The organism is Paenibacillus sp. FW126-R14, assembly GCF_058789495.1.
Genome location: NZ_JBYTBS010000035.1, coordinates 1 through 12,431, shown reverse-complemented (window position 1 = coordinate 12,431; position 12,431 = coordinate 1). Strand labels below are relative to the sequence as shown.

At 46.8% G+C, this 12,431-nt stretch carries 11 protein-coding genes; 10 read left to right on the top strand and 1 reads right to left on the bottom strand.

What is annotated here, in order from left to right:
• Positions 1 to 112 precede the first annotated feature (112 nt).
• From AC3WRW_RS20545 to AC3WRW_RS20515, 7 genes are all read left to right on the top strand, one after another.
• Complete coding sequence (locus tag AC3WRW_RS20545; RefSeq protein ID WP_492548164.1) at positions 113 to 1,726, top strand: ABC transporter substrate-binding protein; 1,614 nt, start codon at positions 113 to 115, stop codon at positions 1,724 to 1,726.
• A gap of 102 nt (positions 1,727 to 1,828) precedes the next feature.
• On the top strand, positions 1,829 to 2,911 hold the full coding sequence (locus AC3WRW_RS20540) for an ABC transporter substrate-binding protein (protein ID WP_492548163.1): 1,083 nt from the start codon (positions 1,829 to 1,831) through the stop codon (positions 2,909 to 2,911).
• A 93-nt stretch (positions 2,912 to 3,004) separates the two neighbouring features.
• Positions 3,005 to 4,063 carry a FecCD family ABC transporter permease gene (locus AC3WRW_RS20535; protein WP_492548162.1) on the top strand — a complete coding sequence of 353 codons (1,059 nt, stop codon included), beginning with the start codon at positions 3,005 to 3,007 and terminating at the stop codon, positions 4,061 to 4,063.
• On the top strand, positions 4,063 to 5,082 hold the full coding sequence (locus AC3WRW_RS20530) for a FecCD family ABC transporter permease (protein WP_492548161.1): 1,020 nt from the start codon (positions 4,063 to 4,065) through the stop codon (positions 5,080 to 5,082). The genes AC3WRW_RS20535 and AC3WRW_RS20530 overlap by 1 nt, the downstream gene beginning before the upstream one ends.
• Before the next feature lie 61 nt (positions 5,083 to 5,143).
• Positions 5,144 to 6,862: an ABC transporter ATP-binding protein gene (locus AC3WRW_RS20525; RefSeq protein ID WP_492548160.1), complete on the top strand. Its 1,719-nt coding sequence runs from the start codon at positions 5,144 to 5,146 to the stop codon at positions 6,860 to 6,862.
• Positions 6,863 to 6,911: 49 nt separating this feature from the next.
• Positions 6,912 to 7,904, top strand: coding sequence for an ABC transporter substrate-binding protein (locus AC3WRW_RS20520; protein WP_492548159.1), 993 nt, complete (start codon positions 6,912 to 6,914; stop codon positions 7,902 to 7,904).
• Between the two features lie 895 nt (positions 7,905 to 8,799).
• On the top strand, positions 8,800 to 9,369 hold the full coding sequence (locus AC3WRW_RS20515) for a hypothetical protein (RefSeq protein WP_492548158.1): 570 nt from the start codon (positions 8,800 to 8,802) through the stop codon (positions 9,367 to 9,369).
• A 172-nt stretch (positions 9,370 to 9,541) separates the two neighbouring features.
• Here AC3WRW_RS20515 and AC3WRW_RS20510 read toward each other — a convergent pair whose 3' ends face one another.
• Entirely contained in the window at positions 9,542 to 10,630 is a 1,089-nt protein-coding gene (locus tag AC3WRW_RS20510) for a M24 family metallopeptidase (protein ID WP_492548157.1), read from the bottom strand.
• Positions 10,631 to 11,274: 644 nt separating this feature from the next.
• Here AC3WRW_RS20510 and AC3WRW_RS20505 point away from each other — a divergent pair.
• The 3 genes from AC3WRW_RS20505 (at position 11,275) to AC3WRW_RS20495 (ending at position 12,395) form a co-directional block, all read left to right on the top strand.
• Positions 11,275 to 11,466 carry a hypothetical protein gene (locus AC3WRW_RS20505; protein ID WP_492548156.1) on the top strand — a complete coding sequence of 64 codons (192 nt, stop codon included), beginning with the start codon at positions 11,275 to 11,277 and terminating at the stop codon, positions 11,464 to 11,466.
• Positions 11,467 to 11,507: 41 nt separating this feature from the next.
• Complete coding sequence (locus AC3WRW_RS20500; protein ID WP_492548155.1) at positions 11,508 to 12,092, top strand: hypothetical protein; 585 nt, start codon at positions 11,508 to 11,510, stop codon at positions 12,090 to 12,092.
• A gap of 141 nt (positions 12,093 to 12,233) precedes the next feature.
• A complete protein-coding gene (locus AC3WRW_RS20495) occupies positions 12,234 to 12,395 on the top strand; it encodes a hypothetical protein (RefSeq protein WP_492548154.1) in 162 nt (53 codons plus the stop codon).
• Positions 12,396 to 12,431: the final 36 nt, after the last annotated feature.

Genomic DNA, 12,431 nt, shown 5'->3' with positions numbered 1-12,431 from the left:
AATTGATTATATGATTAATCCATGCTAAATTGATAATGATTCTCATTATCGAAATATTCATTTCTAACCCAACAATAACTTTATTTACAAATAAAAGAAGGAGGACGGCCTCATGATGGATCCCCATTCGTTTTCTAATGAATCTATAAGTAAAAACTTGCTCCTGCAAGCCCGCTTCAGCTTGACCTGTGCGGTTAAGAGATTCGATCATGGACATGGTTATCGCTTGTTATTCAGCGAATGTCCGTTACATATGCTCATTGCTGTGATGAACCGGCATGGACATCTCGTCATTGATGGAATCGTACATGCTTTGTCGCCGGAGAAAGTCTATGTCATTCCGCCCGGACCAAGGGTAGAAATCTACTATCCTTCCGATGAAGAGCAGTCCCTGTTCCTGTTTCAGTTCGATATGTGGATGCCAAGCCATGCGAACGCCGAACTGGATCATTCGCGCCTTGAACTGATGTCTGGCAACGTACCTTCCTCCGATCGACTGCTGGCGCTTTGCGAGAGAATAATCGATCACTGGCACACGGATGATCTTGCTGACCGCTTCGCCAGCCAGGGCGGATTTCAAGATTTGCTTCATATGCTGTTGAAAAAGCCTGAACAACACGAAAATGCGTTGAATCAGGTTCGCCAATATATGGAGCAATATTATCAGGAGGTCATTACGGTCGAAGACTTGGCGAGATTAGCGGGCATGAGCCGTTATTATTTCATGAGATCTTTTAAAGATCGGTTTGGTCAAAGCGCCATGGAGTATCTCACCGAAATTCGAATCAACCGTGCAAAGCAGTATATGGAGGAAGGGGGGCTGCTGCGCGAAATTGCGGAAAAGGTGGGCTATAAGGACTCACAGTACCTCAGCAGCCAATTCACTAAGCATGTCGGAGTGTCCCCGAGCATTTATTCGGCTAATCGCAGCAACAAAATCGCCGCCTACAGCTGGCCTAACATCGGACATTTGCTGGCGCTGCAGATCATTCCTTACGCAGCTCCGATCGATCACTCCTGGACAGATGAATACCGCAAAAAATATCATTTTGATGTGAAAGTCCCTTTAAGCCACGATTATGATTTTAACCGTGAAGCGCTATGGCGTGCACGTCCGGATAAGATTGTCGCTTTGGAAGAAATGATTACGGACGAGGAGAAAGCGAAGCTGCGCGAGATAGCTCCTGTCTTGTTCTTGCCTTGGCAGCAAGAAACATGGAAAGTTCATCTGCAGATGACCGCACAATTTCTCGATCGGGAGAAGGAAGGGAACAAGTGGCTGTCCCGTTATCACGAGAAGGCGGCAGCCGCCCGAATATCCATTCCAGCCGCATTTAAGCGAGGCTCGCTGCTGATAGTCAATTTTAGCTCCAAAGGAATCAAAGTTTGGGGAAGAAGAGCGGGAACTGTCCTCTATGATGATTTGGAAATTGCCTGTGCGAAAGGCGTGGAGCAGATCCGGTTTACCGAATTCGTATCAGCCGACCAGTTGGAGGCATTCGAGGCTGACTTGTTGCTCATACATGTGATGAAGGACCAGGTGTCGGCAGAGTTATGGAGAACAACGCAGTTGTCAGCTGCTTGGCAAAGTCTCAAAGCCGTCCGAAACGGCCATGTTTATCTGACTTCAAGCCCGGCTTGGGTAGCCGAGCCAATTATGGAGTACACCGCATACAGGCATGATCATTTGCTTGATGAACTGCAGCAGGTATTTCGTGCTCTGTAGTTCGAAAAATTCAGCATCTTTTCATATTCCTATCGATGTGATAGCGATATATAATTCTTACTAGCGATAATGAAAATCACTATCAATTATGGAGGGGAAGTAATGATTCATACAGATAGACCCCAATTCGCAGCATCCCGCGCGATAAAAGGGCGAGGCAAACTTAGAGGTTATACCATGTTGCTGGCGGTGCTGCTGATTGCCGCATTGTTCAGCGCATGTGGTAATAAAGGAGCTTCCGAAGAAACGAGCGGAAAGGCAGAAGTGAAGTCTAACGCTCAGCAAGCTGCAGCCGAGACATCCAAGCCCGGCAGCGAAGGGCAGCAGCCGATTAAGATCAAGCATGGCTTCGGCGAAACGGTCGTTCCGGCGCATCCGAAGCGGATTGCGGTGTTCGGTCTGGAAGATCTCATGCTGTCGCTGGATGTCCCAATGGTGTATGCCTATGATTTCAAAGGCTATTATTTGGACAGTCAAATACGCAAATTGAACATCCCGGTATCAGAGAGCGCTAGTTTCAAGCCAAGCTTGGAAGCCATTTTGGCGGCGGCACCGGATTTGATTATCGTTCAGCAGTATTCCATCGATCAAAAAGTATATGACGAATTAAGCAAAATCGCTCCAACGCTAGCCTTTGCGCCGGATGATTGGAAATCCTCCATCGTTGAAATCGGCAAAGCTTTGAGGATTGAAGATAAAGCCAAAGCCGTCATTCAAAGTCACGAGGCCATGCTGAAGCAGGCTAAAGAAAAAATCATTCAAGCGGTAGGAGCGGATAAAACCGTCGCCTTCATCCGCCCTTCGGATAAAGGCTTGCAGCTTTTCTTTCCAAGCTTCAATCTGGTTTATACCACTCTTGGTTTGAAGCCTGATACAAGCGTTGCGGCATTCCAGAAGACGGCAAAGGATGATTGGGGAATCAATTTGTCACTGGAAGATCTGCCTTCGATCACCGCCGACTATATATTCGCCATTTATGGAGGATCGTTGGATACGGAAGACGCATTCCAAAAAGCGATTCAGGCATCCATTCAGATCGAAAATCTACAGCTCTGGAAGTCCATTCCTGCTGTGAGAAAGAATCAGGTTTTTAAAGTCACGTCCAGACACTGGATGTCTTCGGGTCCGATTGCGGAAAGCAGAGAGGTTGACGATGTGGTGAGCGCAGTTACCGGTAAGCATTAACGATGACCTGCAACCACCTATGCATACCCAGGGCCGCTTAAGTTGAAGCGGCCCTTTTCAATTGATGTTCATTTTGAATAAAGGTGGCTTCCTATGCGTTTAAGCAAGATCGAAATAAACCTCCATCAGCAGGAAGAAACGAATATTCCGCTGAGTTCACGACCCTGGGTGGCAGCGGTCATTCTTGTCGGCGGAATAGTTGCTCTTATTTTGAGCCTCGGAGTCTCTGTATCGTTTGGGGCAGCGGATATTCACTTTATGACCGTTTGGCAAGCCATTTTTCATTATAACTCGGACTTGACGCAGCATCAGATCATCCAGGAGCTTCGGCTGCCTCGTGTGCTTGGCGGCGCCATGGTCGGAACTTCACTCGCCGTGGCCGGAGCGATTATGCAGGGGATGACGCGCAATCCGCTCGCGGATTCGGGCTTGCTTGGATTGAATGCAGGCGCAGGATTTGCTTTGGCGCTGTGCTTTGCGTTTTTCCCGGGATTGCCGTTTATGTCCTTAATTCTGTATGCCTTTTTAGGAGCAGGCTTGGGTGCCGGACTCGTATACGGGATCGGTTCCATGGCCAGAGGGGGACTGACGCCGCTGCGATTGGTTTTGGCGGGAGCGGCTTTGTCCGGTTTGTTTACTGCCCTTAGCGAAGGCATTGCCCTTTATTTTCGCATCGGTCAGGACCTCGCATTCTGGTATGCCGGCGGAATCGCCGGCACCAGCTGGCTCCAGTTGAAAATCATGTTCCCCTGGATGCTTGCCGCCGTGATCGGCGCGATCATACTGTCGCGATCCATCACGATGCTCAGTTTGGGCGATGAAGTCGCCAAAGGTCTTGGCTTAAGAAACGGCAGGGTAAAGCTTGCGGGTACCGTCATCGTCTTAGTCCTGGCCGGCGCTGCTGTTTCGGTCGTCGGAGCCGTAGGTTTCGTCGGACTGTTGATTCCGCATTTGACGCGGAAGCTGGTCGGAGTCGATTATCGTCACATTATTCCTTGTTCTGCGGTGCTAGGCGCATTGCTCGTCGTTTACGCCGATCTGGCGGCACGGATGGTGAATCCGCCTCACGAAACACCGCTCGGTGCATTGATCGCTCTCATCGGTGTCCCTTTCTTCCTGTACATTTCGCGTAAGGAAGGGAGAGAAATGTAATGATGCTCGAAGACAAGAGAAAGCAGAGGAAAGAAATTCTCGTAATTCTCGTTCTCGCCGTAATGATTATCTTCGCCTTCGTGATGAGCATGAACATCGGATTCATACGTCTTTCGCCGATGGACACGCTGCGGACGTTATTTGGCGGAGGAACAGCCAAAGAAAATCTGATCCTGTTCGATTTCCGTCTGCCTCGGATCGTCATTTCAATTCTGATCGGCGCGGGACTTGCAGTGTCCGGATGCATTCTGCAAGGGATATCGCGAAACGCGTTGGCGGATCCGGGAATCCTTGGCATCAATGCCGGTGCGGGACTCATGGTATTGCTGTTTGTTGCCTTTTACCCGACTCCGGGCGCCGCTCCGGTATTTATACTTCCCGTGCTGGCTTGGATCGGAGCGGGGTTGACCGCTGCGATTGTGTTTTCGCTGTCGTACAAACGCCATCGCGGATTGCTTCCGACAAGATTGCTTTTGTCCGGCGTCGCCGTCGCCGCGGGCATTAGTGCTGCAACGATCGTCATCACGCTTCGGATCAGCCCGGAGAAATATCAATTCGTTGCGACATGGATGGCTGGCAGCATCTGGGGAACGAACTGGAAGTTCGTTTTGGCCTTGCTGCCGTTCCTAGTGATCCTTCTTCCCTTTGTTTTCTACAAAGCGAGAACGATGAATGTGCTGAATTTGGGTGAAACGACAGCGACAGGTCTGGGTGCACAGGTGTCGAGGGAGCAGCTGGTCCTGCTTGCGGCAGCGGTCGGACTTGCCGGGTCCTGCGTTGCGGTGAGCGGAGGCATAGGATTCGTTGGCTTGATCGGGCCTCACGTGGCAAGAAGGCTCGTTGGACCGAAGCATCAAGTACTGCTCCCTGCCTCCGCACTGACGGGCTCGCTGATGATTATCATCGCCGACATGCTCGGCCGTTTGATTCTGCAGCCGTCGGAAATTCCGGCGGGGATTATCGTTGCCATCATTGGCGCGCCGTATTTTCTGTACTTGCTCGCCCGTTCACGGGCTTGAGTTGGACTATATGTAATAGCGGTAAAAGCCGCCGTTTAAAAAGGAAGGAGTGCGGAGTTTCGTGCTGTGGAAGTTTTTTTCTTATTACAAGCCTTACAAAACGCTGTTTCTGGTTGATTTTTGCTGCGCCGTTTTCTCAGGATTGCTGGAATTAGGCTTTCCGCTCGTGGTCAATAAATTCGTCGACAATCTGCTGCCGAGCGGGAACTGGTCGGTCATTTTCTGGGCCTGCGTGGGCCTGCTTGCGGTGTATGCCTTTAACAGCCTGCTGCAGTATGTCGTTACCTATTGGGGGCATCAGCTCGGCATTAACATCGAAACAGACATGAGGAGCAAACTTTTCAATCACGTGCAAAAGCTGTCGTTCCGTTTCTTCGATAATAACAAAACCGGACATTTGATGGCCCGTATGACGAGCAACCTGATGGAAATCGGCGAAATGGCGCATCATGGACCTGAGGATCTGTTCATCGCTGCGATGACCCTGGTCGGCGCCTTCGTGCTCATGCTGATGATCAACTGGAAGCTGGCGCTGCTTGCGGTTGTTATTATACCGGGATTGGTGTACCTATCCTTGTATTTCAACCGGAAAATGATTCGTGCCTTTCAGCGAATGTTCAAAGACATCGGCGAATTCAACGCGAGGGTGGAGGACAGCATTGGCGGCATCCGCGTCGTGCAGGCGTTCACTAACGAGAAATTTGAAGCGGAGCGTTTTGCCAAAAATAATGAGCGGTACCGCCAAACCAAGTTCATCTCTTACAAAATTCAAGCCCAAAATCTGTCCATCAGCTATTTCCTGATGCGACTGATCATTTTATTCGTGCTCGTTTGCGGCACCTGGTTTGTCATTCAAGGGGAAATGACGAGCGGGGAATTCGTGGGATTCCTGCTGTTGTCCAACGTGTTCCTGGGACCGATCAACAAAATCAACGCCGTTATCGAAAGCTACCCCAAAGGCATGGCAGGCTTCAAAAGTTATCTGGAGCTGCTCGAAACCGATCCCGATATCGCCGATGCACCGGATGCTATGGATGTGGATGATCTGCGTGGCGACATTCAGTTCAGCAAGGTTTCGTTCGGTTATGAAAATGAAGCCAAAGTGCTGAAGGATATCGATCTTAGAATCCCTGCGGGAGAAACCGTTGCCTTCGTCGGTCCTTCGGGTGCGGGCAAAACGACGCTGTGCAGCTTGCTGCCGCGCTTTTATGAAGCGAATTCCGGAACCATCGCCATCGACGGCATTGATATAACGCGAATGAAGTTGGCTTCGCTGCGAGGGCAAATCGGGATCGTTCAGCAGGATGTTTTCCTGTTCTCCGGCACGATCCGCGAAAATATCGCATACGGCCATTTGCATGCCTCGGACGCGGACATATGGGACGCGGTGAGGCGCGCGCGTTTGGACGATTTCATCCGATCGCAGCCAGATGGTTTGGAGGCTGTCATTGGCGAACGCGGAGTCAAGCTGTCCGGCGGACAGAAGCAGCGGCTTGCGATCGCCCGGATGTTCCTCAAAAATCCGCCGATCCTCATCCTGGATGAAGCGACATCCGCCCTCGATACGGGAACCGAGAAGGCCATACTGCAATCGCTGAGCGAGCTATCGGAGGGCCGGACGACGCTGGTCATTGCGCACCGGCTTGCTACGATCAAGAACGCCGACCGTATCGTCGTCGTCACAGAGCAGGGCATCACCGAGCAAGGGAAGCATCAGGAATTGGTGGCTGCAGGAGGCGTATACAGCAAGCTGCATGAAATGCAATTCGGTTCTTATTGAACAATGGAATTAATGAACAAATATCATATTTTGAGGAGAGATTATGAACATGTTTAACTTAAAAAACAGATTTATGCGATCATTTGTACTTCTATTAATTATCGTTATGCTTTCCGCGTGCGGTAAAGCAGCTCAGTCTGAGCCCAATGCGACGTCACAGGCAGCAAAAACGGAATCGGCAGCAGCTGAGAGTAAAACTAGAGTATATAAAGATGCGCTGGGCCGGGAAGTTACCATTCCGGCGCATGCCCAGCGGGTCGTGACGACGCAATATTTGCCCGAAATGTTGGCTGCTGGCGTCAAGCCGCTCGGTGCGGTTACGCATCTGCTAACGAGTTTCACGTCCATTAAAGACCAGATCGGCGGAATCGAGGATATCGGATCCGTCAGCGAGCTCAACTTGGAAAAGGTGCTTGCGCTCCAGCCCGAGCTTATCATCGCCAACGAATACAACAAAGACAAACTGGATTCGCTGAGTAAAATCGCTCCGACCGTTGTGGTGAAGTGGGAAGGTCAGGATGCCTTCCAGCATTTTAAAGCAGTCGCCGACGTCCTGGGTAAAAATGAGAAAGCGGAAGAATGGATTCGAGCCTTCGATCAAAAAGCCCAAGATGCACGGACAAAGCTCGCGTCTTATGTAAAGGAAGGGGAAACGTTCGGCGTCGTGGTCGTCGGAGGGTACGCGAAAGGGCAGCTGCGGATTTACGGTGGCAGTAACGTCGGATATACGTTGTTCAATGCGTTGAAATTCCCTATGACGGAGAAAGTCAAGCAGGAGCTGGAGAGAAATGGTAAGGAGGTGGGGGATAGTATCTCGCTCGAGCAGCTGCCTGAATTTGCCTCAGCAGACCGGCTGTTTCTGGTCAAGTTCAATAATGACCCCGACTTTGTCAAAGAGGTTGACAATAGCAAGCTATGGAACAACCTTCCTGCTGTGAAGAATAACAAAGTATATATCCTTGACGAGGGTCTTTGGTTCTCTTATGATGTGATGTCGATTAGTGCACAGATTGATGATGCTATTAAGCTTCTTAGTAAATAAATTTATACTTAACAAGGAACGTTTGGAGAGCTCTGAAGGTTTTTCGCAAGAATGGATGTGAAAATGCACATTAATGTAAATCCCGGTGACTGTGTAATAGTTGCCGGGATTTTTTATATGTTTTTAGGGAAGAGAAGAGCTTACTAAGTCAGCGAAAACGTCAGAACACCTTAGCTAACGAAAAGCTTTGGAAGGCTGTCTGCTCAGTTGGTCGAGTAGACGTAATGGCGTTAACACAGTTTGTCCTCGCTAACGGACTGAGAGGCTCTTATTCGAAAGACAAGAACCTCTTCGAACATGTAACGGACATAAGCGCTGTTATGTACTCACTTTGGGACTGATTTCTCCCCGAATTTGGCAAATAAGGACTCTGATGTCCGTCAGCAGAGAGACACGATGGTTTTCGCGAATACAACGGCTGCTGTGTCCGATAAGTGATGAACCCATATGACTCCTTCAACCGAAATGCGTATGAGAAAGGGAATGGAAAAGCCGCAAGAAGTAACTGATGAGTGCCAAGAATATTGCTGAATGAGGCCAATAATATGTACGGAGTATCGATTCAGTGAAAGAAATTGGAGAATTGCTAGCGACATGTTGTTTTATTAAGGACGGGAGTAATGCCTCTCGTTTCATGAAATTATCAATAAAAGGAAATATTACGAAGTTCTCGAATAATAAATAGCATAATATTTTATCAACTCACAAAAAAACGATATAAGAAAAATAGCGCAAACACGAGATTATGTATTCCTGTTGTTGCTGGATATTTACTGTTTGCAAGTATTTATTTCCAATTATCGTGCTGCCTCTCAGCTTTTCTAAAGGTTTAGCGAAGGACAGTCAATACAAATCGAGAAACAAATAACCCAATTCACAGCAAAGGACTAAAATAATGAATGCGAGTGAATTCATAGTAGCATACGCTACTGACAGCGTGGAGTTTATTTCTTTCAAGTGGAATGGTAAACATGCGAATGAAATGATTGATGACAATTTGCACTTTAGGCGAGAGGTTATTAAATACTTAGAATCTATTAATTATAAGAACATACATGCTGAGTTGCTTAGAGATCTATTAGTAGCAGAATCACAGTATGCCAAAGAGGCATGGGGGATATATCGTCATTATAATTTACTGGTTGAGAACCTGGTAAGACAAACAGGAACTATTTACTTAGACGATTTATTAAAATCTGCTTCATTAAGTTTCGATACTTATTGTTCCACATTAGCAGCGGAGTTAACTGGTATAGATATTGACGAGATTATTATTGAAATTAATAGCAGAAGAACAAATATAAAAGAAGAGAATATGCTAAAAGTGTATGATTTAGGAATTAAGATATTTTCAAACTTCAAATCCAAGCAGAGTATCGTGAGTGATGATATGCGAGAAGGGAAAAACACATTTAAACCCAGCATATTTAAGAAGTTACTAAGAATTATTAGAAGAAAATTGTGAGTTGTTTTGAGCTTACTGCGCATTATCATCAATTTAAGTCAGGCTATCTTTTTATCGATCGGAATTCAACGCGAAGGAGGATGGTGTCAACCCGATTCCACGGCGAACCGCAAGACAGCTCCGAAAAGGCAAAGGCCAGCATATGCTGGCCTTTGTCTTTTGAATAGAAGCGTTATCCGATAACGGTAAGTCCCTTCGGGAACGACGTCAGCACCTCGACGCCGCTGTCCGTGACGAGCACATCGTCCTCGATCCGCACGCCGCCGATGCCCGGTACGTAGATGCCCGGCTCGATCGTGAAGACCATCCCGCTGCGCAGCAGCTCTTGGTTATTGCCATGCACGGACGGATACTCGTGTACATCCATGCCAAGGCCATGTCCGAGTCGGTGCATGAAATACGTCCCGTAGCCGGCTTCGGTTATGTGCTTGCGCGCCGCGTAGTCCAAGCTGGCCAGCGTAGCGCCGGGGCGCGTCGCTTCAATGGCCAGCAGGTTCGCCTGCAGCACCGTCTCATAAATTTTCGTCTGCTCTTCCGAAATATCGCCTACCGCGAACGTTCGCGTAATATCTGATGCATATCCGTCTGCATAGACTCCAAGGTCGAACAAGAGCAGCTCTCCTTCGCGAACGGCCCGTGAGCCCGGAACGCCATGCGGCAGCGCAGATTTCTCGCCAGCCAGCACCATCGTCGAGAAGGAAGGTCCGCTCGCACCGAGCTTCTTCATCTGGTACTCCAGTTCCGCCACAAGCTCAATCTCGGTAACGCCAGGCTTCACTTGCGCAATGCCTGCGTGCAGCACATCCTCGATGATCTGCACCGCATGCTTCATGCGCAGCACTTCGTCCGGAGTCTTAATGACGCGCATCTCGCGCAGCGGCGCGTCGATATCCGCATAGACGGTTGCACCGACCGCTTGGCTAATTGCCTCGAAGCGGCTAACGGTCATGTAGTCCTTCTCCAATCCAAGCGTCTGGATGCCCGCCGGCATAAGCTTGCTGAGAACTTCGTAAGGGTTATCGGTATCCGTATGGGTATGGATATTCTTAACGGACGATGCGGCTTGCGCCGCTTCTAGATCCAGAGCCGGTACGATTAGCAGCGGTTCGGCTCCACGCGGAATCAGCAGACCGAGAAAACGCTCATGCGGGTCGCTCGCAAACCCGGTCAAATAATACACATGCTTCGGCATCGTAATCAGTACGGCATCGATCGCCTGCCGATCCATATATGCTACTAGTTTTTCAATACGAGTATTCATTAAATCAATCAACCGTCCTTTCGCCGTTTAGGGATATTAAGTAATCGCATCGTAAGCATTATTAGTAGATGAGTGACTTTAATGCCACTGCGGGTAAATTTTACATAATGAACTAATATGATGTCAACAAGAGTCGGTGACAAGTAGATTATCACATTAAGCTTTGCGAAAATCGCGACTATTATGTTTGATGTGATAAGGTCCTTTTCAAAACCAATTAGCAGGCCTTAGGGATCAAGGACAGGTAGGTTAGCTTAGTATTGATCAAGTACAATTTCGATGACAATAACGCTATAAAACCGAAAAGAAACAGATTAAGCATTTTATGCAAACAGAAAAGGACTCTATGTGGTGAGAGTTCCAACCTTGTGACTGCTGAATGCCTCTAGAAATAGTCCCATATTTGAAGCAATTTTACTGTTCGGTAAGATAGGTATAACTCTTGAATCTAGATTTACTTCTTAGTAGCCTGTTCATCAAATTAGCAGTAGAGCATGGTTGTTGATGTATTTAATGATTAAGTAAATTGTGGTAAGATATTCCACATTAGGCTAGCGAATAGGCTTACAGGCAAAAAGTTTCGCAATAGTGTTTTCCCTATAAGTTGAATGCTCTTGAAACGGAGATGGAGGAGGTTAAAGGAAATGTCGGAAGAGTTAAATCAGGAAATACTTGATGAACTTAAGAAAATAAATCTAAAATTAGATACAATTGGAGAACGAAGAGGAATATCAACTCCTCTTAAATTTGTTGCGGTAATTATAGGTATTACAATTGTAGGTCCGCTTATTATGTTGATGATTGGAATAATAAGTAGGAACATACATATAGGTTGAGATGTATACCTTACAATTTCATAATATATGGGGGCGGAAAGATGGGGGTAAATTTTACAGCAACTTTTCAACATTCATTTGACTTCAAATCTATTGAGCAATTTAAAGAAGAACTCGTTAAAGGTGCCAGGTTTCCTAAGACAATTCAATGTATTGAGCGAGTGAATGAACATAACTCACACCTTAGAAGAGACTGGTCAATAAATCGTGAACGAATAATTGAGTCAATGAACTTCGGTCCAATGGATCCAATCATAGTTGGAGATGATGAATATATTGAAGTCTATGGTCCTGGAGGCTTTAACTTCATTTTTAATAAAAATATATGTGAATTTACTCCGGGTTATAGGTGGTACAGTTTTTTAGTTAATTCTGACTTACAACAAGAACTTAGAAATATCTGCAAAGAGATTGCTGATTGCTTTGGTTTCAACTTTTCAATTTATATTGGTGATAGTTACTGTACATTAGATTACGTTTTTGAAGGTCGTGATATGGATTATTTTAAAGAAGCTATTAAGAGGAGATTTGGTGAATCACAGGAGACACTACAAGGACTTTTAGAGAGAGCTGATAAAGCAGGTAATTCAGGTGGGTACTACATAGATATTTTCCCAGATTGCTAAACCACAAAAAATTGACACTAGTGAGTATTTAGATATATATAATTGCTATCAAAACAATTTTTGAACAAGAAGCCAATTTCTATAATAATTCTACGAAATTCGGATATAGAGACCAATTTAGCGAAAAACAAATTTGGTGGTATGGCGATTGAATTAGAAAATGTAATTTTCAGAACAGATGGGAAAGCAATACTAACTAGCAGGAAAACTTTTTTAGGCACAATTCAAATAAGACAAACAATCGAGAAAAGGGATGATACTTGGATTACAAGCAAAATAGATAAAATAGTGAAATCTAAATAAAAGGTAACGGGTAAAATTAATTGAGAATCTGTAATT